This window comes from Xanthomonas sp. DAR 35659, from assembly GCF_041242975.1.
GTDB classification, from domain to species: Bacteria; Pseudomonadota; Gammaproteobacteria; order Xanthomonadales; family Xanthomonadaceae; genus Xanthomonas_A; species Xanthomonas_A medicagonis.
In genome coordinates this window covers 655,749-678,653 of the sequence record NZ_CP162488.1, presented here as the reverse complement: position 1 = coordinate 678,653, position 22,905 = coordinate 655,749, and the positions used below count along the sequence as shown (strand labels likewise).

The following is a 22,905-nucleotide window of genomic DNA, read 5'->3' as shown; positions in this document are numbered from 1 at the left end:
GTCGATGCAAGTGTGAAGCCTAGCGGATCGGCACGTCATAGGCGGTGCCGGGGTCAGGCTCGGGGTGCAACGTGTAGTGCCACCATTCCAGCGGGTAGTTGACGAAACCCTGCGCCGCCATCGCCTGTAGCAGGCGCTGGCGGTTCGCGCGCTGCGCGGCGCCGACGTCCTTCGCATCGGTATGCGCCGCCGGGTCGAAGAAATCGAAGCCGGTACCCATGTCCAGCGGCGTGCACTGGCCGCCGCGGCAGTCGAGCAGACCCAGGTCGACGGTGGCGCCGCGGCTGTGGCCGGAGGTTTCGGCGATGTAGTCGCCGAGCAGCACGCGCTTGTCCAGATGCGGGTAGTAGCGTGCCTTGGCGACCTGGTCGTCGAGATCGCCGGCCCAGGCCACGAAGGCGCGGACCGCGCGCTGCGGGCGGTAGCAATCGAACACCTGCAGGCGGTAGCCATCGGCATGCAGCGCCTGCTGCACCCGCGCCAAGGCCTGCGCGACCGGGGCCAGCAGGTAGCACGTCGGCGCGTCGTAGCCGGGTACCGGCCGGCCGGTGAAGTTGTCGTGGCCGGCATAGCGGATATCCAGTGCGATATCCGGTGCCACCGTGCGCACGTCGACCAGCCCGGCTTGCGCAGGCGTGGTAGCCGACGACAGGAGCGGGGTGGCCGCAGCCGCACACGGCGCGCTCCCGGGGCCGCCAATGGCGGCACTCAGCGCGAGCACGATCCAGCGCGTGCGCGATGCCCCACGTCCGCACGGGGAGGGGAGCGAAGCGGCGGTGGCATCCTGTGACATGGGTGCAGCATAGGCCATCGCAGCGGCAGGACGGCCGCGCATGCGCCACAGGCCCGCCCATCGCGGCGCGTAGCCTGCACTGCACCTTCGCTAGGCCAAGCGCCGGGTACGCGATGCGACTGAGTTCTGGCTTTGGCGATCAGCGCATCCAGACCTACGCGGTTGTGCGCAACCCGCACCAGCACCGCCATCGCGACGATGGGCTTGCTGCCCAACGCAAAGCGGAACGCCGTGTCCGCGCATCCGCCGCTGCGCCTCGCGGTACTCGGCCGGCGGCACGGCGGTGGTCGCAGATACCGCGGTGCGCGAGGCGCATTCCAAGGCCGGCGCGTTGCACGCATCCTGCCTTCGTCAGTTGGCCGCACGACGCGGCGGCAATGGCCTCGCATCCGGGATACGGCACCCGGCGCGGCGCGACAGACACGCGGGAATCGAAAGACGCATGCGCCAAGGGCGAATGCAGCCCGTGGCAACCACCTCTTACATGCGCGAGGACAAGGCACCAGCCCGGCGGACCGGACCGGCGCCTGCCGGGCCACATGGCGCCGGCCGGCGGCGCCGCTGCGGTCAGCGCGCGTGCGAGGGCTGCGCCTGGGTCTGCGCGCGCTGCTGGTCCTGCGCCTGCGCCTGCGCCTGTACCTGCCGCTGGCTTTCGGCCGCGAACTGCTGCTGGCTCTGCTCCAGCGGCACGGCCGCGGCCTGCTGCCGGTCCACGTAGGCGCGGTTCACGTCGAGCGGATTGTTCGGGTTGCGCTCCACCGCGATCATGCCCTTGCCGTCGGTGCTGGGCACCAGATCGTCGATCCGCGACATGCCGCTGAGCTTGGCCTCGAACGCCGCCTGCCCGGCCGCGCGATGCATCTCCTCGCGGCTGCCGAACCCGCCGTTCGGGCCCTGCTTTTCCAGTTTCGCGACGGCCTGGTCGAACATCGGGTTGTCGCGACGCAAGCGCTCCACGCCCTGCTGCTGTTGCAGGTGCTTGTCGATCGCCGCCAGCGTCTCCGGGCCGGCCTTGCCGTCCACGCCCTTGAGCTGCTGTTCGCGCTGGAACTTCTCCACCGCCGCTTCGGTCTTGGGACCGTAAACGCCGATGGCATCCTTCGCGTCCAGGTAGCCGAGCTGGGCCAGCTTCTCCTGCATGCCCTTCACCGCCGCACCCTGCTCGTTGCGCTTGAGCACGCCGTCGCCGTTCTCGGCGTGCGCGCCAGCACCGCGATGGGGCGCGTCGGCGTGCGGCTTGCGCTCATGCTTGGCCGGTTGCTCGCCGTCGTGGCTGACAGTCTTGTCCCGGTCCGTCAGCTTCAGCAGGTCCGCCTTCTCGTTCTCGGCGCGGTTCTTCAGCGAATCGAGAGTCTTCTGCTTCTCCACCCGCGGAAACAGTTCCTTGACGTGCTCGGCCTTGTAGTCCTGCACCGCGCCGACGATGTCCTTGTCGGAAAGCTTGGACAGGTCGTAGTCCTTGCCGAACTTGGCCTCGATGCCCTTCAGGAACACGCCCGAGCCGCCCGGCTTCTTGTCGCTGCCAGGGCCGTACTGCACCGCGGTGCTCCACAGCGCATCCTGCACAGCCGGGCCGCGGTCGGACAGGTCCATGCCCTTGTCCTTGAGCCGGTCCACCAGCTTGTCGTAATGCGTGCGCTTGATGTAGTCGTGCTGTTCCTGCGCGAAGGTATCGTCGGTCCTGGCCAGTTCCTTCCACTTCGCGCTGAACTCGGGCGAGCCCGGCTTCAGGCCGGCGAAGTCGTCGCTGTACTTGCTGTCCTTGACGAACGCGGCGACGGTGCCGCCGACGATGATCGTGCCTTCCTTGGTCTTGACCTGCGAGGTCATCTGGTAGGAGCCGTAGGACACGCCACCCGGATCGTCGATGCCGGAGGACACCGTGCTGGCGCCGCGTCCGCCGGTCTCGTAATGCTTGGAGGTCTGCCCCAGTTCCCAATCCTTGTCGCTCATCGTGCATCTCCTTGTCTAAATGTCGTATCGCAAAAAAGGCGTGACTCAGTGCCCTGCCAGTTCGTCCGCGCGCTTGGCGGTCATCTCCAGGCGGCACTCGGCCGCATCCAGGCGCCCGGCCTGTCCGCTGTCCGGATCGTAGAAACATTTCTCGTCGCGATCGGCGACCCATTTGCGCTGCTGGTCGCGCAGCGCGTTCTTCTGCGCCTCGCCCAGCTTCGCCATGGCGGCCTTGTAGGCGTCGTTCAGGCGGCCGTCCTGGTATTGGTATTCGCTGTCCATGCAATCCTGCATGGCGGGTGTCGCGCCTGCGGCGGCGCTGATGCAGGCGTCATAGGACGGTCGCATGGCGGGAGTGGCTCTTGGCGTGGGAGATGGCGCGGTGGTGGCCGGCGCCGGGGTGGCTTGCGGCGGTGCAGGCGGGGTGGATGCCGTCGCAGCGGCGGACGGTGCGGGCGCAGTGGTGGCGGCGGTCGATGCCGGCGTGGATGCGCCGCCGTTGCACGCCGCCGTCACTGCGCACAGCGCCAGCAGGCAGGACACAGGAAGAACCTTGGCGATGGCCATTGTCTGAAGTTGCCTTGTGGTGGGGCGAACGCGGGAGCGCAGTTCTAAAGGATTGCACGGGCGCTGTCCACGCGTTGTCGATGCCGCGTTGGCGACGCACTGCCGGCGCGCGCATGCACACGCATGCGGCGCGACACGCGCGGCCACGGCGCTGGACATGGGCGCACGATGCGCCGCACTCGGCCTCCGCCGGCCTTGCTGCCGGCGGCGGCCGAAGCGAACAGCGCATCAACGCGCCGCGGGTGGCGTGGACTGCGCCGCTTGCGCCTGGGTGCGCTGATCCTGCGTCTGCCGCTCCTGCGCCTGGCGCTGGTTCTCGGCCGCCAACTGCTGCTGGCTCTGCTCCAGCGGCACGGTCGCGGCATGCTGCTTGTCCACGTAGGCGCGGTTCACGTCGTGCGGGTTGTTCGGATTGCGCTCCACCGCGATCAGGCCCTTGCCGTCGGTGCTGGGCAACACGTCGTCGATGCGCGACATGCCGCCCACCCTGGCTTCGAACGCCACCTGCCCGGCCGCGCGCTGCATTTCCTCGCGGCTGGCGAAACCGCCATTCGGCCCGTGTTTCTGCAGTTTCTCCATGGCCTGCACGAACAGCGGATCGTCGGCACGCTGCGCCGCGGCCGGCGCCGCCTTGGCCTGCGCCTTGCTCAACGCATCGAGCGTGGCCTTGTCGGCGATGCCGGTCGGTTCGATGCCCTTCTCGCGCTGCAGGTTGGCCACCGCGTCCTTGGTCTTGTCGCCGTAGTAGCCGGTGCCGGTCAGCAGCTTGCCGCTGCCGTCCTTGATGCCCAGTTCGATCAGACGCTGCTGCATCGCCTTGACCTCCGCCCCCTGCTCGCCCGGCTTCAGCCCGGCGCGCGCGTCGTGGCTCTTGCCCTGCTCCTGCGACTGCGTCTGCTGCTTGTCCTGCAGCAGGTCGCGCGCCTTGGCCAGCGGATCGGACACGAACAACTTGGCGTTCTTGTGGCTGGCCAGGTAGTCGTCCAGCGGCATGGTGTTGACGCCCTTGCTGCCGCTGGACTGGCTGACCAGCAACTCGCCGCTCTTGGGATCACGCACCACCATCAGGATGTGGTCGATGCCCTTCCAGTGCTCATGCTTGGTGTTGCCGGCATCCACGCCGATCACCATGCCTTCCTTCAGCGCGCCGGGCTTGAACACGTCCTGGCCCTGCAGCAGCACGCCCGAGCTCTGGAACGCCTTCCTGACGATTTCGCCCGAGCCGTTCATGCCTTGCCCGAGCATGTCCTGGCGACCGAACACGGTGCGCCCGGCCTTATCGTTGATCTCGCGCATCGTGGCGTTCTGCAACTCGGACACCCAGCCGGAGCAATCGATGTAGCCCTGCTCCAGGTGCTTGCCGTCCGCGCCCGGGTGATAGAGCTTGTGGCCCTTGATGTTGATCGCGTACTGCACGTCGTCGTACTTGATGCCCATCGCATGCGCGGCGGTGAGCTGGATGCCGCCATGCCCTTCCTGCTTGGCCGCGGTGGAGGGCGCTGTCGGCTGCGGCTGCGCACGCGCGGGCGCGGGCGCGGCCGCCTGCTGAGCCTGGCCATCGACCACCGGCTTGATGCCCTTTTCCGGGATCGCGATATGGTCGAACTTGGTGTCCCAGTACTTCAGGAAGGTCTTGGCCATGTCCTGGTCGGACATCTTCTTGAAGTCGGCCAGCGACGTCCCGGTATAGGCCTCGAACTGCTTGGCGCCGGCCGGATCGCGTTCGCGCGGCACGTTGTTGAGGATGTTCGCGCGCGTATCGTCGCGGGCGAAGTTGCCGGTGGCGAGCGCGGCCTGGATCGAGCGGTAGCCGCCGGCGCCCTGCTGGTGCGCCATGTACATGTCCAGCCCGTCGGGCTGCGGCTTGCCGGACAGGTACGGGCGGTCGTCGCGGTCGTGCTGCCGGGTCAGCGAGCGCTGGTTGTCCAGGTACAGGCGCGCCGCCGCGTCGGTGTTGGCGACCGCATCCAGCTCGCGGCCGCGGATGCCGTAGGCCTGCGCGGTGCCGGGCGTGAACTGGAACAGGCCCTTGGCGCTGTTCGGGCCGCGGCTGGCCTGCTCGTCGAACCTGCCGCCGGTTTCGATGTAGGCGAAACGCATGAAGTCGTCGACCGGAATATGGCGTTCCCTGGCCTCTCGCTCGATGATGTCGAGGTTTTCGGCTTTCGTGTAATCGCGTGCCATCTCGTGTTACTCCTTGAGGTTGATATACGGCGCCGAGCGCCGACAAGGTCAACCGAGCTCGTCCGTGAGCTTGTTAGTGCGCGGTCAACAAAACGGTTCGGGACTGCGGGGACTGCGGTGTTGCGATTGCCGGCGCGTACCACGTACAGCGGTGCGCACCAGCGGGTCATGCGGTGGGCTTGGGCAGGTACTGTTCGCTCGCTTGGTCGTACGCGTAGACCACCGTGTCGGATGCATCGAGCAGGCGCGCGCGGCTGGGGCCGGCGATTGCGGTGCCGCGCAGCGCGACGCGCACGTCCGGCAAGGCCGCGCCCGGCACCCGGGAGAACTGCAGCGTGCCCACGCTGGACACATGCGGCACGACGCCGTCGGCGTCGCTGCTGGCCTCGTTGTCCTCGCCAGCGGCGACCGTGCCGCGATACACCCAGCCCTGGTAGCCGCCCAGGTCGTGCTTGTCCGGGTCGAAGGTGAACAGCGCGAAACCCAGGCTGGTGACGCCGTTGTCGAAGCTGGAGGTCGGCACCGCCAGCAGCAGATGGCCGTTGTCCAGGACGTGCTGTTGCGGCTTGCGCGTTTCGTCCACCGCGTCGGCGCGCTCATAGGCACCGAACGAGCCAACGAACTGTTGCGCGTGCAGCAGCATCCAAGGCCGCTCGGTACCCGGCGCGATCAGCCGGAAGGTGGCCTGGCTGATCGACACGCCCTCGCCCGGATTCGGGATGGTTTCGTTGTCGTCGCTGCCGTACTTGTTCGGCGTGGCATAGGCGAAGCCGGTGTAGTAGTGCTTGCCGCCGAGATCGAAATGCTGGCCGCACCAGAAACTGGCCACGGCCCCGTTGTCGATCTCGTAGGAGCGCGCGCCGTCCCCGTCGATCCCGTAGATCAGGTACAGCACGCTGCCCGGATAGGGCGGCGCTTCGTTGGCGACGGCAAGCTTGTTGTCATTGGACATGTGCAGAACATCCTGTATTCGTTGAAGAAGCCGGAAAACACACCCGCCAATCCCGACACGCCACGCCGCGGTGTCCAGAATGTCGCCATTTCGCGCATCGCGGACACGGCACGCCCCGCGTGGACGACAGCTCCTCGCAGGCATGGCTTCGGACAGAGAACGGTGGATTGCAATCCGGCCCCAAGCAGGGGCGGTGATGACGGTCGCGCATGGCGAACCGCACGCCGGCGATCCACTCCGGCATTTCGGGCGAGTGCAGCATCCATTGCCGCTCGCGAATGACTCGCCTGATCATCAGGCCCCGTGGGCGCATCTTAACCAGTTCGATCGGCCGCGACTAGCCTGCGGCCCCGCTCCCGCCCTGGGTCGGACCGGCCCTGCGGCGGGCCGGTCGGCGACGGTTCAGCGATCCAGCGGCGGGACGTACTTGCCGGTGGCCGGATCGAAGGTATAGGTGACCGCGTCCGCGGCGCCCAGGGTCCGGACCTTGCCGGGGCCGGCGACGACGGTACCGCTCCTGGTCACGCGCAGGGACGGCACCGGGCCGCTCTTGGGCGCCTCGAAGCTCAGCGTGCCGGTGCTGGACGCGCACTTCATGGTGCCCTGGTCGTCGCAGGCCGCGCCGTTGTCTTCGCCGGTCGCCACGGTGCCCAGGTAGACCCAGCCCTTGTAGTCGCCCAGATCGTTCTTGTTCGGGTCGAAGGTGAACACGGCGAAGCCCGAGCTGGTGATGCCGTCGGCGAAACGAGTGGTCGGCAGCGCCAGCAGCAAGTGGCCGTTCTTGGTTTCGGTGCTCTGCGGCTTGCGCTTCTGATCGAGCGTGTCGGGCTTCTCGTCGCTGCCGAAATCGCCCGCCCATTGCTGGGCGTGGAACAGGGCCCATACCGGCTTGCCGTCGGCGTCGTCGAGCACATAGGTGGCCTGGCTGATGCTCACGCCCACCGACGGATCCGGCGTCTCTTCCTCCGGGTTGCCGTACTTCCCCGGACCGGCGTTGGCGAAGCCGGTGTAGTAGTGCTTGCCGCCGAGGTCGAAGCGGTAGCCGTACCAGAAGCTGGCCAGTGCGTTGTTGTCGATGACGTAGGAGGCCGAGCCGTCGCCCTTCATGCCATAGATATCGGCGAGCACCTGGCCCGGCGCCGGCACCGGCACCGCGACCGGCTCGGGTTGCGCGGCCGCCTGCGCGGGCGCGGCGGCGGCGGTCGCGGCGGGCGTGGCCTGCGCGCCATCCGGCGCGGGGCTGGCGGCCTTGTCCGTGCACCCGCCGACCAACAGCAAGGTAGCCGCCCACAGGGCTGTCTTTGCGAGCCTCATAACACTGCGTCCTTCGGAGTCCTTGGCACGCGCATGCTACCAAGAATGCAGGCGATCCCAGTGCCGGCCGCGCGCGGCCGGGGCGGCCGGCACGCCATTGGGGCGGACGCCGACCGGACTGCGGCACGCACTCATGGCACGTCCGGCTCCGCCGCCGCGGCGGGTTGCGGGCGCGCCAGCGCCGGCTGGGCCAGCGCGTAGAGGATGCGTAGGTCCTCGGCATCGAGCGCGGTGGCATCGTTGCCGCGGTAATGGTGGTGAAAGGCGCGCAACGTGGCCGCGCGATCGTCGATCGGGTAGCCGATCAGCGCCAGCGCCTGCCACGGATCGAAGCCGGGCGGTGCTGGCGGCGTGTCCGCGGCGGGCCAGCGGCCGAAGCCGGCCTCGGCCAGGCGCTTCCACGGGAACAGCGGGCCGGGGTCGACCTTGCGGGTGGGCGCGAAGTCCTGGTGCCCGACCACCTGCGTGCGCGGGATGCGCAACCGCGTGCACAGGTCCTCCAGCAACAGCAGCAGGCTGTCGATCTGCGCCGGCGCGAACGGGGTCTTGCCGTCGTTGTCCAGTTCGATGCCGATCGACGCGGAATTGACGTCGGTGATCGTGCCCCAGCGTCCAGCGCCGGCATGCCAGGCGCGGCGGTCGTCGCTGACCAGCTGGTAGCGCTTGCCGTCGCGGCCGATCAGGTAATGCGCGCTGACCTTGCCCTTGCTGTTGTGCGAGCGCAGCGTGTCCAGGCTGCGCTGCACCGAGTCCTGGTCGGTGTAGTGGATCACGATCAGGATCGGCCGGCGCTGGTCGTGGTTGGGCGACGGCACCCATTCGGCCAGCGGATTGCGCTGCGGCGCATGCGCGCACGCGCCGAGCAGCGCGACCAGCGCCAGCGGCGCCAGCCAGCGCATGCGGGGCGATACGGGTGTGGGGAATGGTCGGGTCATGGGCAAGGATTCCGGGGGGATCTGACAGCGAGCGACGAGCACCCGCAACAGCAGTATCTAGAAACATGGTGAAGGAGATGGATGTCGTGGGAGGGGCTTCCGTCCCGACGGGATCTACCCTCAGCGCGTCGGGACTGAAGTCTCCTCCACAAGATCTGGGCAAGGTGCCACCCGCACGAAATCGAGATCGGCATAGTCGTAGCTGAAATCCGCATTCGGATCGACATGCGCCAGATGCATGCGTTGCGTGCCATCGGCGGCGGTGGCGAACGTCAACCATGGCTCGGCATCGACGCTGGCCTCGTCCCAGTCCACCAGCCAGCGCGTGCCCACCTGCATGACCCGGCCGCGCAGCAGCGGCGACTTGCGCGCCTGGAAACGCAGCGCGCCCTGTTGCGGGCACAGCGCCACCTCGCCGAACCAAGGATCGCGCCAAATGCCTTGCTGCGGGTGCGACGCGGCGGCGTCCACCGGCACGCGCGTAGCGGTGGCGTCGACCGTGCGCGCGGCGGGGCCGGCCTGCACGCGCGCCTGCTCCAGCAGACCAGCGTAGTGCAGGACATCCAACGCAGGCGCGTCCGGACGGGTGAAGCGCTTGAGCAACGCCTCGCCCAGCACCGTGCGCATCTCGCCGCCGTCGCCATTGCTGAGGATGACGAAGCCGCTGCGCCGGTCCGGCAACAGCACCAGCGCCGAGTACATGCCCATCAGCGTGCCGGTATGCGCGACCTGCCACTGCCCGTCCACGTCGGCCAGGCGCCAGCCGTAGCCATAGCCGTACAGGCGCGTGCCGTCCCGGTCGCGCATCTGCGCCGGGATCGGCATCGGCGTATGCAGCGTCCACAGCGCCTGCCGCTGCGCCGGCGACAGCCAGGCCGCGGTGGCGGCATCGGGCGCCAGCCATGCGCGCATCCACGCCAGCATGTCGTCGAGGCTGCAGCGCACGCCGCCGGCCGCCATCGACGGCGTATCCGGGATCCGCGCCGCGTCGGCACGCACAACCACGTTGGCCTCGCCCTGGCGCATATGCGGCTGGGCGACATTGCCGACCGCATCGCGCTCCCACGCACCGACCTGGCAGCGGCGCATGCCCAGCGGCGCGAACACCTCGTCGCGCAACAACTGCGCGTACGGCTTGCCGCCGGCGCGCGCGGCCACCTCGCCGGCGACCACGTACAACAGGTTGTCGTAGGCGTAGTGCGCGCGGAAGCTGTGGGTGGGCTTGAGATAGGCCAGCCCGGCGACGATGTCGGCGCGGGTGAACGCATTGGGCTCCGGCCACAGCATCAGGTCGCCGGCGCCCAGGCCCAGCCCGCTGTTGTGGATCAGCAGATCGCGCACCTGGATGTTGCGCGTGACCCAGGGGTCGTACATGCGGAACTCGGGCAGGTAGCGGGTCACCGGATCGTCCCAGCGCAGCTTGCCGGCATCGACCAGCCGCGCCAGCAGCGCGGTGGTCATCGCCTTGCTGTTGGAGGCGATCTTGAACAGCGTCCGCCCGTCGACGCGCGCGCCGCTGCCGGCGCGCAACTCGCCGGCAGTGCGCGCATACACCACCTCGCCGTTCTCGATCACGCCCACCGCCAGCCCGGGCAGCCGGTAGCGCGCCATGGCCTGCTCGAACAGGCGATCGAGATCGGCGCGCGGCGGGGGCGTGGCCACATCCGGCTCGGCGGCGGCGAGCGCGGGCCACGCCAGGCAGAGCGCGAGCACGCAGGTGCGCACGCGCCCGGCAGCCCGGGCGCGCCACGCCGCGTGCCCTGGCCGCGCGCCTCGCATGATCGCCTCGTCGCGCACCGGTACGCTCAGAAGGTGTAGGTGAAGTTGGCGTACAGCTGCCGCCCGATCGCGCTGTACACGCGCGGGAAGTACGGCCAGGCGGTGTAGGTATCGTCGCGCGGATGGATCTTGTCGAACACGTTGAGCACGCTGATGCCGAGCGTGGCCTTGTCGGTGATCCGCTTGGCGATGTCCACGTTCCAGATCACGTATGGCGCCACGCGTCCGCTCTCGGCGTAGTTGGGACGCGAGCCGTAGCGATAGCCGTACAGGCTGGTCGACCAGTCGCCGACACTCCAGTTCGCACGCCAGTTGGTGCGGGTTCGAAACGCCAGGTAGTCGACGTCGTTCATCACGTCCACCGGCTTGGCCCCGGCGAACTGCGCCACTTCCATCTTCAGGACGCGGGTATAGCCGGCCTGCAGCCCGAACGCGCCCCAGTCGCCGAGGTCGAAGCTGTAGCGCAGGTTCGCGTCCACGCCGTCGGTGCGCATCAACGACTGGTTGATCGGGAAGGTCTCGAACGCGGTGATCTGGCCTTCGGCGGTGAGGTCGGTGCCGGGGCTGCGGGTCACCGACTGGATGTAGAACTGGCAGGCCGCCGAAGCGGTATCGACCGCATTGCCGGCGCGATCGCGGCCGAGCAGGCAGTTGGCGTTGTTCTCCAGCAGCGTCTCGCTGGAGATCGATTCGACCCGGCCTTTCAGCTCGATCCGGTAGTAGTCCGCGCTCAGCGACAGCGCCGGCAGCACGTCCCAGACGAAGCCCAGCGTGGTCGACTTGCCCTTCTCCTCCTCCAATAGCGGATTGGACGACTGGGTGGAGAAGGTCTGGTACTCGTGCGCGCTGGAACAGGCCACCGACAGCGGATCCAGGCCGTCGCGGCGGCACAGGTATTCGTCGGTGACAGTGGGGTTGTTGGCGCTGGTGCCGGCATAGATCCACAACAGGTCCGGCGCGCGGAAGCTGGTGGCGTGGCTGCCGCGCAGCAGCAGGCTGTCGAACGGGCGCCACTCCAGCCCGACCTGCCAGGTGGCGGCATCGTCGACCGCGGTGATGTCGTCGTACTTGTCGTAGCGCCCGGCCAACGTCGCGCTCAGCCGGCTGAGGATCGGCACGCGCAGTTCCACGCCGGCGGCGTAGCGGTCGCGCGGGCCGCCGCCGGGGGTCTGGGTAAGGTTGTAGATACGCTCGGGGCCGGTGTAATCCACCGTGGTGCGCGGATCCGGGGCCAGGTCGTACTTCTGCCGCGCCGCCTCCAGCACGGTGGCGATCTGCAGCATGCCGGCCGGCAGTTCGAACAGGTCGCCGCTGAACACGAACTGCGCCTGGTCGGTGCTGGATTCGCCGCGGCTGACCACGTCGGTGGTGAGCTGGTCGTACAGCGCCGCGCTGCCGGGGGCGAACAGCCTGTCGGTGTAGAACTGGCGGATCTCGGTGCCGTCGGGGCGGTGACCCAGCACCGGCCCCATGTAGTAGTCGCGCACCGCGTTGGTGAGGAAGCGCGGACGCCGGGTGGTGATGTCGTAGCGCGACATCGACACGCTCGCATCCCAGTCGAAACGACCGTCGAACAGCTTGCCGCGCACACCGGCGTTGAGGTTCCAGGACTTCTCGTCGTATTCGATGTTCTTGATCCCGCCCACTTCCGAAGGCAGGAAGATGCGCTGCGCGGTGACCAGGCCCAGGGTCGGATCGTAGACGGTGAACGCGCCTTCGCCGATGTAGTAATGGGTCTGGCTGGAGCTTTCGTCCTTGGAGTGGTTGGCCAGCACCTGCGCGTAGCCGGTGAAGGTCTCGCTGAAATCGAAGCTGCCGGAGAGGTAGGCCGAGGTCTTGCCGTAACCGTTCTGCACCGAACGGCCTTCGTAGTAGCCGAACGCGCCGCAGCGATTGGGCGCGGCCAGGCTGTCGGCGGTCTTGTACGGCGCGAACGCCGGATTGGTCGCCGCGCAGGCCGCCTCCAGCGCGCTGGCCGACGTCGACAGCGTGCCGCCGCTCGGCCACAGATAGGTAGTGCCGCGGCGCAGGTAGACGCCGGAGATCGAGGCGTTGGGGCTGGCCGGGTCGGCCTTGTTGCCGGGATGGTCGTAGTACGAATCCAGGAAGTCGCGCTGGCTGGCGACGATCGCCTCACGGTCCAGCCGCTCGAAGGCGTAGGTCAGGCTCCAGCGATCGCCGGTGCGCCCACCGCTCCATTGCAACTGGCCGGTATCGCCGCCGCCGCGCGTGGTGGTGCCGCCACGCAGGCGTAGCGTGTCGCCGCTGAAATCGTGCTTGGTGATGATGTTGACCACGCCCGCCACCGCGTCGGAGCCGTAGATCGCCGACGCGCCGCCGCTCATCACCTCGATGCGCTCCACCGCCGCGGCCGGAATGCTGCCCAGGCTCACCGCGGTGCCGTTGGCGTTGTAGGACTGCGGGTAATCGGCCAGGCGCTTGCCGTTGAGCAGGATCAACTGGTAGCCCGGGCCCAGGCCGCGCAGATTGAGGTACTGGCCATTGGGCGAACTGCCGGTCTGGTCGCTTTCGTTGAACGCGCTGCCGCTGAACTGGGTCAGCGTGCCCAGCGATTCCCACACCGTGCTGAAGCCCTGCTTCTGGATCTCCTGCGCGGTGATGACGGTCACCGGCGCCGGGCCTTCCACTTGCGAACGCGCGATGCGCGAACCGGTCACGGTGACCTTGTCCAGGTCGCGCGTGGTGCTGGCGCCGTCCTGCGCGGCGGCGAGCGGCGGCAGCGCGCATCCGGCCAGCAACGCGAGCGCGAGGCGCGAAGGACGATGGGGGATACGGAAACGCTGAACTCGGCTGGGCACGCGGCTCTCTCCTGCAATCGACGACGCTGACGACGGTGACCGAGCCGACGCGGGCCGACAGCCGGCCGCCTTCCCCTGGCACCCATGCGAACGACATGGCGCACGACCGCGCTATCGCGGCCGCCTCCACCTCGTGTTTTCCCCCAGGCATGCGTTCCGAACGGCGCCCCCTGCGACGTGCGCCCGAACTGGCGGGCCTTCGTCTCGCTGCTGGCGGAACCGGCGCGTGTCCGCGCCGGTTCCTCGCTCCTGTCGTTTGGGTGTAACACGGCGCAAAACGGCGTGTCAATCCAGCATTCTTGACAAGCCGGAGCGAGAAAAACACTATGCCGATGCGCGACGCGCAGCCGTCGCGGTTGTTTCCATTTCCGGGGTGCGATGAACACGATGCGTGGCCTGTGCCTGCTGCTGGCCGCGGCGCTGAGCGGTCCGCTGCTGGCCGCCGGCGCCGACCAGGCGGTGCCCTTCCAGTTGCAAGCCCGCCAGTTGCAGGCCGACTACTGGGTCGCGCGCCTGCCCGCCGCGCAAGGTCCGCTGCTCGACGCGGCGCAGGTGCAGGCCTTCAATGCACACCTGCTGCGCCACGATGCCTCCATGCACGATCTGCAGGCGCTGCCCGATCGCTACAGCGCCGCGCAGGTGCGCGCGCAGATGCTGGCGCTGTCGGCGACGCCGACGCGCACGCTCTACGACGCGGACGGCATCGTCCTCGACACCGCGCGGCTGGCCTCCCTGCAGTCGGCGCTGGCCGTGGAGGCGATTCCTGCCGAGGTCACGCCACGCTACGCGCTGGTGGTACGCCGCGCCGCGCTGCGCACCTTCCCCACCAGGCAACGTGCGTTCGGCAGTCGCGACGACCACGACATCGACCGCTTCCAGGAGTCGGCGCTGTATCCCGGGACCGCGGTGGCGATCCTGCATGCCAGCCGCGATGGTCGGTGGTTGTTCGTGCTGGCGCCGAACTATGCGGCCTGGATCGAACGCGACCGCGTCGCCGAAGGCGAGCGCACAACGGTGCTGGACTACGCACGGCGCACGCCGCGGCTGGTGGTCACCGGCGCGCGCGCGCTGACTGCGTTCACTCCTGAACTGCCGGCCGCATCGCAGGTCGCGCTGGACATGGGCAGCGCCCTGCCGCTGCGCGAGGAGTGGCCGGCGCAGCAAACGGTCAATGGCCAGTCGCCGCTGGCGGCGTACGTGGTGCAATTGCCATTGCGTGGCGAGGACGGACGGCTGGGCCTGGCGCCAGCGCTGGTGCCGCGCGGCGCCGACGTCGCCACCGGGCCGTTGCCGGCCACCCAGCGCAACCTGCTGCAGCAGGCCTTCAAGTTCCTCGGCGAGCGCTATGGCTGGGGCAACGACTACGACGCGCGCGACTGCAGCGGCTTCGTCGCCGATGTGTATCGCAGCCTGGGCGTGGCCTTGCCGCGCAACACCGGCGACCAGGCGCGCAGCCCCAGCCTCGCCAGCGTGGCGTACACCGCCGCGGCGCCGCTGGCGCAACGGCAACAGATCCTGGCGCGATTGCAGGTCGGCGATCTGGTGTACATCCCCGGCCACGTGATGATGGTGATCGGCCACGATCGCGGACACACCTGGGTGATCCACGACGTGGCCGGCGCCAGCTATCGCGACGCTTCCAGTCAGTTGCAGCGCGTGCGCCTCAACGGCGTGTCGGTGACGCCGCTGGAGCCGATGCTGCTGAGCGACGGCACGCCCTTCATCGACCGCATCACCCGCATCCAACGCGTCCGCCCGATCGCCCGCGAATGAAGATCACCGACCTCCAACTGGGCATGCTGCGGGTACCGTTGAAGACCCCGTTCAAGACCGCGCTGCGCAGCGTGGACGCGGTCGAGGACGTGGTGGTGCTGGTGCATACCGACAGCGGCCACATCGGCTACGGCGAAGCGCCGGCGACCGCGCCAATCACCGGCGACACCCATGGCTCGATCATCGAGGCGATCGACCGCTTCATCAGACCGCGGCTGATCGGCGAAGAAGTCGCCAACCTCAACCGGCTCACCGGGCTGATCCAGGGCGCGCTGCAGCGCAACAGCAGCGCCAAGGCCGCGGTCGAGATCGCGATCCACGACCTGTGGGCGCAGCTGTACGGCGCGCCGCTGTACAAGCTGCTCGGCGGCGGCACGCCGGCCATCCGCACCGACATCACCATCAGCGTGGACGCCATCGACGTCATGGTGGCCGACGCGCTGTCGGCGCTCGCGCGCGGCTTCAGTGCGCTGAAGATCAAGGTCGGCAAGGATGTCGCCGTGGACATCGAACGGGTGAAGGCGATCCACGCGGCGGTCGGAGGCCGCGCTTCGCTGCGCCTGGACGCCAACCAGGGCTGGACGCCGAAGCAGGCGGTGTCGGCGATGCGCGTGCTGGAAGATGCGGGCGTGGTGCTGGAACTGCTGGAGCAGCCGGTCAAGGCATGGGACATCGAGGGGCTGAAGTACGTCACCGAGCGGGTCCATACGCCGGTGATGGCCGACGAGAGCGTGTTCGCGCCGGCGCAGGTGATCGACCTGCTGCAGCGTCGCGCCGCGGACATCGTCAACATCAAGTTGATGAAGGCCGGCGGGCTCTCCAACGCGATCCGCATCGCCGATATCGCGGCGGCGTACGGGGTGCCGTGCATGATCGGCTGCATGCTGGAGTCGAGCATCAGCGTGGCGGCGGCGGTGCACCTGGCGGCGGCCAGGGCGGACGTCATCACCAAGGTGGACCTGGACGGCCCGTCGCTGTGCCTGTTCGACCCGGTGGACGGCGGGGTGATCTTCAACGAATCGGAAATCACCATCACCGATGCGCCGGGCCTGGGCATTCGCGAGATTCGCGGGCTGGAACTGCTGCCGCCGCGCAGATAGTGGGGAGGCCCGGTGCGGGCATGGCATGTCCGCGCACGGTGGCGCTTGCCCTGCTCATGTTTCGCTGCGCCTTCCGTCCGCCAGTGGCGCTATTGCTTGTGCCTTTGCTTGTGCCTTTGCTTGTGCCTTTGCTTGTGCCTTTGCTTGTGCCTTTGCTTGTGCCTTTGCTTGTGCCTTTGCTTGTGCCTTTGCTTGTGCCTTTGCTTGTGCCTTTAGTCTTTGACTTTAGCTTTTGACTTACCGGGTTCCCTTCCGCAGCGGCGGATGGACCGGGGAAACACCCGAAGGGCGGCGCACATGGATGTGCGCCGTCCGCGGCAGGGGCAGGATGCCCCTTCCGCGGATCCCCGGTGCATCCGCGGACCCGTAGCGCGCAGCGCGGAGGGCGCGTAGGCAGGGCGTGCTTGACCAGCCTTCGGCTGTGGTGAAGCGCTTCTTTTGGTTACTTTTCTTTGCACGAGCAAAGAAAAGTAACCCGCCGCCAGGCGGAAGCTTGGCTTTTGCGTGTTGCTTTTGCTGGTGCTTTTTGTAGGAGTGGCTTCAGCCGCGACCGAGGCATTCCCCGGAAAGTATCAGTCGCGGCTGAAGCCGCTCCTACAGGGCATTAATTGCTCCGCACACAACAGCCAGAGCAAGGGCAAGTGCAAAGCTTTCGCCTTGCGGCGAGTTACTTTTCTTTGCTTGTGCAAAGAAAAGTAACCAAAAGAAGCGCTTCACCACAGCCGAAGGCTGGTCAAGCACACCCTGCCTCCGCGCCCTCCGCGCTGCGCGCTCCGGGTCCGCGAATAGGTCGGGATTCGCGGAAGGGGCATCCTGCCCCTGCCGCGAACGGCGCACATCCATGTGCGCCGCCCCTGCGGGGTTTTTCCCACCCTATTCGCCGCTACGGAAGCGAACCCGGAAGATCAAAAGCAACAGCCAACAACAAGGCGAGCAACAGAACAGCGGCAGCGGCAGCGGCAGCGGCAGGACAATGGCATATGCGGGAACAGGATCAACGACAGGCGAAGGTCCATAGGCAACCTAGCAACGCAATGTCCACGGATCACATCGCCACTTCACTGAAATCGATCCACCAAGCTCGCCATACCGCAATGCCCACCAACGACGAACACCGCATAGCAACAACGCATGCAAGCGCACCGTAGCGCGCCCAAGCGCACGACACGCCGCCACCTCCCAAGCAACTGTTGTAACGTGCAACATGGCGGCATCCGCCAGGCCTCGTACCGAGACTGGATGCCAACACAACCCTGACCACCGCCAACACTTGACGACACCCACGAGCGGGGCCCGCCCCGCCCGATCGCGACCGGAGATGCGCATGCCGAAGTTCCCGCGGTTGTCCGCCCTGACGCAGGCCAGCGCAGGCCGCCGCATCTGGCAGACAGCGCTGATGCTGCTGTGCGCCCTCGTCGCCGGCACCTGCCTGGCCGGCACCGCCCGCGACGACGCGGCGCCGCAGGCCCTGCAACAGGCGCGGCAACTGGTGCTGGTGGTGGCGCCGGACTGGGACAGCCCGCGCGGCCAGCTGCAGGCGTTCGAGCGCGACGCGCAGGGCTGGCGCGCGCATGGACAGCGCTTCGACGTGGCGCTCGGCCGCAACGGCAGCGCCTGGGGCATCGGCCTGCACCCCGCGCAGACCGACGGTCCGCAGAAGCGGGAAGGCGATGGCCGCAGCCCGGCCGGCATCTTCACCATCGGCGAGGCCTTCGGCTACGCGCCGCGCATCGACAGCGCGCTGCCGTACCAGCCGATGCGGGAAAGCAGCTACTGCATCGACGTGCCCGATTCGCCGCTGTACAACCGCATCGTCGATGCCGACCGGGTCGGCGCCGAGGCGGTCGCCGGCTCCACCGAACCGATGCGCCTGGACCTGCATCACGATGGCGACCGCCGCTACCGGGAGGGCTTCGTGATCGGCCACAACCCGCAGGCGCAGCCCGGCGCCGGCAGCTGCATCTTCGCCCACCTGTGGCGCGCGCAAGGCGAGGCCACCGCCGGCTGCACCGCGATGGAGCCCTCCGACATGCAACGCCTGCTCGCCTGGTTGCAACCCGGCGCCGCGCCGCTGTTCGTGCTGCTGCCGCGCCAGGACTACGCGCGCCTGCGCACCGCCTGGGCCCTGCCCGCGCTGGAACCGGCGCCATGAGCGGCACGCCCGAGCCGGGCCTGGTCCGCGCGGTCAGCCGCTGGCAGATCGTCGGCCTGTCCATCAACGACGTCATCGGCAGCGGCATCTATCTGCTGCCCGCCGCCACCGCCGCCCTGCTCGGGCCGCTGAGCCTGTGGGCGGTACTGCTGGCCGGACTGGCGGTGGGCTTGCTGGTGCTGTGCTACGCGCAGGCCGCCAGCTATTTCGACGAGCCGGGCGGCAGCTACCTGTATGCGCGCGAGGCATTCGGCCGCTTCGCCGGCTTCGAGATCGGCTGGATGATCTGGCTGACCCGGATCAGTTCGGCCGCCGCGCTCAGCAACGGCCTGGCCGATGCGGTGGTGCGATTCTGGCCGGCCGCGGCCGGCGGCGGCGTGCGCCTGGCGATCGTGGCCGGCTCGCTCGGCCTGCTCACCGCCATCAACGTGATCGGGGTGAAATCGGCCGCGCGGACCGGCGTGGCGCTGGTGATCGGCAAGTTGGTCCCGCTGCTGCTGTTCGTCGCCATCGGCCTGTTCTACGTGGACTGGTCGTGGGCGTTCTCGGGCAAGGCGCCGGACCCGCGCGACTTCGGCAACATGGGCGAGGCGGCCTTGCTGCTGCTGTTCGCCTACGCCGGTTTCGAGAACATCCCCGCCGCCGCTGGCGAGTACCGCAACCCGCGCCGCGACGTGCCGTTCGCGCTGATCACGATGATCGTCACCGTCACCCTGATCTACGCGGCCGTGCAGGTGGTCGCGCAGGGCACGCTGACGAACGTGGCGCAGTCGGCCACGCCGCTGGCCGACGCCGCCAGCGGCTTCGGCGGCGAGGCGCTGGCGCTGCTGCTCACCGTCGGCGCCACCATCTCCATCCTCGGCACCACCAGCAACACGGTGATGCTGGGACCGCGCTTCCTGTTCGCGCTGGCACAGGACGGCTACGGGCCCGCGTTCCTGGCGCGGGTGCATCCGCGCTTCCGCACCCCGGCCGCGGCGATCGTGCTGCAGGGCGTGCTGTCGCTGGCGCTGGCGCTGTCCGGCACGTTCGTGCAGTTGGCCTTGCTGTCGATGGTCACGCGCCTGTTCGCCTACATCGGCACCGCCGCGGCGGTGCTGGTGCTGGCACGGCGCTATCGCGACCGGCCCGGCGCCTTGCGCCTCCCCGGCGGCCCGCTGATCCCGCTGGCGGCGCTGCTGCTGGCCTTGGCGCTGCTGCTCAGCGCCAGCTGGCAGAACCTGGCCGCGGCCGGCGTGGCGCTGCTGATCGGGGCGCTGCTGTATCGCTTCCCGCGCAAGACGCCGTAGCCCACTCCGACACGCCGACCCGCGCCACCACGGCGCGGCGCTGGCGCCTTCACGCGGCCTTGCGCCGCTGTCACGCGCGAGTAACCGCGTCGCTTCGACCCTGCACATCCGCCTCGATCGATGCCGGAGTTCGCGATGAAGCTACGCCGTGTCTATAGCGCCCCCGACGTGGCGACCGCCACCCGTGCCCTGCAAGCGGCGCGCGGCGCCGGCATCGACAACGACGACCTGTCGCTGATCGCGCGCAGCGATATCGAGCTGGACGCGATTCCGGACGAGCGCAAGGACGTCAAGACCGACACCTTGCCGGCCGCGGCGCGCGGCGCGGTCGGCGGCGGCGCGGCCGGCCTGCTCGCGGGGTTGGCGGCGATCGCGGTGCCGCCACTGGGCATCACCCTGGCCGGTGCCGGGGTCATGGCCATCGCGGGCGCGTTAGTCGGCAGTTGGTCCTCGGCCCTGGTCGGCGCGACCGTCCCCGATCCGGTGCGACGCAATTTCGAGGAAGAGATCGAGGCCGGGCGCGTGTTGGTGGTGATCGAAGGCGAGGCACCGCAGCTGGACGCCGCCGATGCGGCGCTGCGCGGCGCCGGCGCGACCGCCCTGCCCTACGAATCCGCCGCAGCGGCGCAGTAGGCGCGAACGGACCGCACCGGTGTCGCGTGCGGTGTCCGCCTGTCAGGGACGCGGTGACTGCGCCAGCGCGCGCATGCGCAGCAACAGCCCGCCGGTATGCACCAGCGAATACGCGATCAGCGCTGCGGCGATCGCCAGGGTCAGTGGACTGGCGTTCTGCATCGATTGCGCGCTACCGCCGGAAAACGCGCCGCTGGCCCAGCGCCAGGCCAGGCGCCCGAGCAGCAGCACGCTGAGTCCGGCACCGATCCAGGGATTGGGCGTGTAGAAGCGCTGGCCGTTGCTCACCTCGACATGCGTATGGCGCAAGGCGACGGCCCCCAGGGCCGCGCCAGCCAGCGCCCCCACGACCATGCCGAGCCGGACCGCGGGCAGCATCGCCGCCAGGTAGCTCAGCGCCGCGGTTGCCAGCGCCAGGATCACCATCCGCGCCACGGTCCGACGCGGCTGCCAGGGCTGGCGGCCGAAATAGCGGCGGATCCGCCGGTAATACAGCCAGCCGATGCCGGCCGTGGCCAGGTACGGAGTGAGCAGCGCGATACCGGTAGCGGCCATGACGAACCTGGATGAAGACGGGCGACGTTGCCGGATCGTAATCCATTCCTCGCACGGCGCGCAGCGGTGGCGGCGGCCTGCGTGAGAGTCGGGCCGACGAGGGCGCCACGCCTCCGCCGCCCGCCACGCGCTTCATGCCCCGATCACGCGGCGCTGGAGCCGCATTAACGGCGCGGTCGCTACGGTCGGAGGCCAGTTTCCCAAGGAGCCTAGCAATGAGCGTTCCCTACCAGATCCCCGGCCGCGAACCCAACGACGACGACCGCAGCCTCGTCTCGCAGTACTGGCGCGAGCGCTTCGCGGAAGAGCCCTACTACAGCGAAGGCGAGCGCTTCGAAGACTACGAGCCGGCCTATCATGCAGGCCACGAGGCACGCATCCGCAACCTGACCCGCGCCTACGAACAGGTCGAGGCGGAGTTGCACCGCGATTGGGACAACAACAAGGGTTCGCAAACGCTGAGTTGGAGCAAGGCGCGCCACGCGGTACGCCGTGCCTGGGAACGGGCTGGCCAGGATTGACCGCGTTTACGGCGCTGGCATGCCGATGACGCGGCATGCCGTGTTGCGCGCCCGGATTGTCTCTCGCCGATAGCGTGCGGCGCTAGCTCGGAAGGAGCGTCCTCTCCGACACGTCCGATGTGAGTTGCTCGACTGCGCAACTCCATCGCTCGCTACACCCCCGCTCTCGCGCAACCCGAAGTCACGCGTCTATCTGCGCCAGCCACGCCCCTGTAGGAGCGGCTTCAGCCGCGACAGACACCCGGACGGCACGCAAAACTTCACTCGCAGCCGCACCATCACCGGACGGCGGAAGAGAGGCAGGCCGGCAACCTGCCGCGGAGGCCAGCGATCCTCCGAACCTCACCAGCGCCAAGCCGCGCCGACGCGCCACGCAACCATCCCATCAAACGAGTTGCGCGTTCGCTCAACTCTCCTCCGGCTGCAACTTCAGCAAACGCCCACCCGCGCCGTCTTCCAGTAGCCACAACGCCCCATCCGGCCCCTGCTCCACTTCGCGGATGCGCTTGCCCATGTCGTAGCGCGCCGCTTCGCGCGCGGTCTGGCCGTTGAACTCGATACGCACCAGCGTCTGCGACGACAGGCCGCCGATGAAGCCATTGCCTTGCCACTGCGGGAAGGTGTTGCCGTTGTAGACGACGAAGCCGGCCGGCGAGATCACCGGCGTCCAGCTGACCTTGGGCGCGGCGAACTCCGGGCGCGTGGCGTGGTCGGGAATCGGGCGGCCGTCGTAGTGGTCGCCGTTGGACACGATCGGATAGCCATAGTTGGCGCCGTGCTGAATCAGGTTCAGTTCGTCGCCGCCGGCCGGGCCCATCTCGTGTTCCCACAGCTGCCCCTTCGCGTCGAAGGCCAGGCCGAGCACGTTGCGATGACCGAGCGACCACACCTGCGCGGCCACGCCGCCGCGGCTGGCGAACGGGTTGTCCGCCGGCACGCTGCCGTCGTCGTTGAGGCGCACGATCTTGCCCAGGTTGCCGCTCATGTCCTGCGCCGGATCGAACTTCTGCCGCTCGCTGGAACCGATCCACAGCTTGCCGTCGGGCCCGAACGCCAGACGATGGCCGTAATGGCCTTCGCCGCTCACCTTGGGCTGCTGGCGCCAGATCACCTTCAGTTGCGACAGCGCGCCGCCGCCATTGCCGTCCACGGTCAGCTTGGCGCGCGCCACCGCGGCGCCGCGGGTGCCGCCGCTGCCGGCCTCGGCGTAGCTGAGATACACCCAGCCGTTGCGGGCGAAGGCCGGATGCGGCAGCACGTCGCCGAAACCGCCCTGGCCGCCGTAGGCGACCGTGGGCACGCCGCTGACCGTGCCGGTGCGGCCGCTGACCGGATCGAAGCGTTTCAAGGTGCCGCGCTTCTCGCTGACCAGGGCGCTGCCGTCGGGCAGGAAGCTCATCGCCCAGGGCTCGTCGAAGGTGGCGAACGGCGTCGCCGAGAACGGCCAATCGGCGCGCCGTTCGGCGGTCTTGGCCGCCGGCGCGGCGTGCGCGGCGGACACGGCCAGCGTCAAGGCTACAGAAGCCAAACAGAGGGAAGAACGTTGCATGGCGCGCACCTGTCGGATGGGGTCGAAGGCCGAACCT

General features: G+C 68.8%; 17 protein-coding genes. 6 read left to right on the top strand and 11 right to left on the bottom strand.

Annotated elements, in window-relative coordinates; all coding sequences use genetic code 11:
- Window positions 1-19: 19 nt before the first annotated feature.
- From AB3X07_RS03000 to AB3X07_RS02960, 9 genes are all read right to left on the bottom strand, one after another.
- Window positions 20-793, bottom strand: a complete 774-nt coding sequence (locus AB3X07_RS03000) for a M15 family metallopeptidase (RefSeq protein WP_369942612.1) — start codon at window positions 791-793, stop codon at window positions 20-22.
- A gap of 567 nt (window positions 794-1,360) precedes the next feature.
- The gene (locus tag AB3X07_RS02995; RefSeq protein ID WP_369942610.1) at window positions 1,361-2,746 is read right to left on the bottom strand and encodes an XVIPCD domain-containing protein; all 1,386 of its coding nucleotides are present in this window, start codon (window positions 2,744-2,746) and stop codon (window positions 1,361-1,363) included.
- Between the two features lie 45 nt (window positions 2,747-2,791).
- Window positions 2,792-3,313 carry a lysozyme inhibitor LprI family protein gene (locus AB3X07_RS02990; RefSeq protein WP_369942609.1) on the bottom strand — a complete coding sequence of 174 codons (522 nt, stop codon included), beginning with the start codon at window positions 3,311-3,313 and terminating at the stop codon, window positions 2,792-2,794.
- A gap of 228 nt (window positions 3,314-3,541) precedes the next feature.
- Window positions 3,542-5,497: an XVIPCD domain-containing protein gene (locus AB3X07_RS02985; RefSeq protein ID WP_369942607.1), complete on the bottom strand. Its 1,956-nt coding sequence runs from the start codon at window positions 5,495-5,497 to the stop codon at window positions 3,542-3,544.
- 166 nt (window positions 5,498-5,663) lie between these two features.
- Window positions 5,664-6,449, bottom strand: a complete 786-nt coding sequence (locus AB3X07_RS02980; RefSeq protein ID WP_369942605.1) for a hypothetical protein — start codon at window positions 6,447-6,449, stop codon at window positions 5,664-5,666.
- A 402-nt stretch (window positions 6,450-6,851) separates the two neighbouring features.
- Window positions 6,852-7,763 carry a hypothetical protein gene (locus tag AB3X07_RS02975; protein WP_369942603.1) on the bottom strand — a complete coding sequence of 304 codons (912 nt, stop codon included), beginning with the start codon at window positions 7,761-7,763 and terminating at the stop codon, window positions 6,852-6,854.
- 131 nt (window positions 7,764-7,894) lie between these two features.
- Window positions 7,895-8,698, bottom strand: a complete 804-nt coding sequence (locus tag AB3X07_RS02970; RefSeq protein WP_369942601.1) for an N-acetylmuramoyl-L-alanine amidase — start codon at window positions 8,696-8,698, stop codon at window positions 7,895-7,897.
- A gap of 120 nt (window positions 8,699-8,818) precedes the next feature.
- On the bottom strand, window positions 8,819-10,477 hold the full coding sequence (locus AB3X07_RS02965) for a serine hydrolase (RefSeq protein WP_420018522.1): 1,659 nt from the start codon (window positions 10,475-10,477) through the stop codon (window positions 8,819-8,821).
- Window positions 10,478-10,503: 26 nt separating this feature from the next.
- A complete protein-coding gene (locus tag AB3X07_RS02960) occupies window positions 10,504-13,296 on the bottom strand; it encodes a TonB-dependent receptor plug domain-containing protein (RefSeq protein ID WP_369942600.1) in 2,793 nt (930 codons plus the stop codon).
- 378 nt (window positions 13,297-13,674) lie between these two features.
- On the opposite strand from AB3X07_RS02960, the gene AB3X07_RS02955 reads away from it, so the two are divergent.
- The 5 genes from AB3X07_RS02955 (at window position 13,675) to AB3X07_RS02935 (ending at window position 20,243) form a co-directional block, all read left to right on the top strand.
- Window positions 13,675-15,069 carry an SH3 domain-containing protein gene (locus AB3X07_RS02955; protein ID WP_369942598.1) on the top strand — a complete coding sequence of 465 codons (1,395 nt, stop codon included), beginning with the start codon at window positions 13,675-13,677 and terminating at the stop codon, window positions 15,067-15,069.
- On the top strand, window positions 15,066-16,169 hold the full coding sequence (locus AB3X07_RS02950) for a dipeptide epimerase (RefSeq protein WP_369942596.1): 1,104 nt from the start codon (window positions 15,066-15,068) through the stop codon (window positions 16,167-16,169). Before AB3X07_RS02955 ends, AB3X07_RS02950 begins: the two co-directional genes overlap by 4 nt.
- Before the next feature lie 1,396 nt (window positions 16,170-17,565).
- Window positions 17,566-18,321: a L,D-transpeptidase family protein gene (locus AB3X07_RS02945; protein WP_369944634.1), complete on the top strand. Its 756-nt coding sequence runs from the start codon at window positions 17,566-17,568 to the stop codon at window positions 18,319-18,321.
- Window positions 18,318-19,610: an APC family permease gene (locus AB3X07_RS02940; RefSeq protein WP_369942594.1), complete on the top strand. Its 1,293-nt coding sequence runs from the start codon at window positions 18,318-18,320 to the stop codon at window positions 19,608-19,610. The genes AB3X07_RS02945 and AB3X07_RS02940 overlap by 4 nt, the downstream gene beginning before the upstream one ends.
- Window positions 19,611-19,745: 135 nt before the next feature.
- Window positions 19,746-20,243, top strand: coding sequence for a hypothetical protein (locus AB3X07_RS02935; protein WP_369942592.1), 498 nt, complete (start codon window positions 19,746-19,748; stop codon window positions 20,241-20,243).
- Between the two features lie 42 nt (window positions 20,244-20,285).
- Here AB3X07_RS02935 and AB3X07_RS02930 read toward each other — a convergent pair whose 3' ends face one another.
- Window positions 20,286-20,798 (bottom strand): hypothetical protein, encoded by a 513-nt coding sequence (locus tag AB3X07_RS02930; protein ID WP_369942590.1) that lies wholly within the window; start codon window positions 20,796-20,798, stop codon window positions 20,286-20,288.
- Between the two features lie 215 nt (window positions 20,799-21,013).
- Between AB3X07_RS02930 and AB3X07_RS02925 the strand changes: the two genes are divergently transcribed.
- Window positions 21,014-21,319: a hypothetical protein gene (locus tag AB3X07_RS02925; protein WP_145708708.1), complete on the top strand. Its 306-nt coding sequence runs from the start codon at window positions 21,014-21,016 to the stop codon at window positions 21,317-21,319.
- Window positions 21,320-21,725: 406 nt separating this feature from the next.
- Here the strand turns inward: AB3X07_RS02925 and AB3X07_RS02920 are convergent, their stop codons facing one another.
- Complete coding sequence (locus AB3X07_RS02920; RefSeq protein WP_369942588.1) at window positions 21,726-22,868, bottom strand: PQQ-dependent sugar dehydrogenase; 1,143 nt, start codon at window positions 22,866-22,868, stop codon at window positions 21,726-21,728.
- Window positions 22,869-22,905 lie beyond the last annotated feature (37 nt).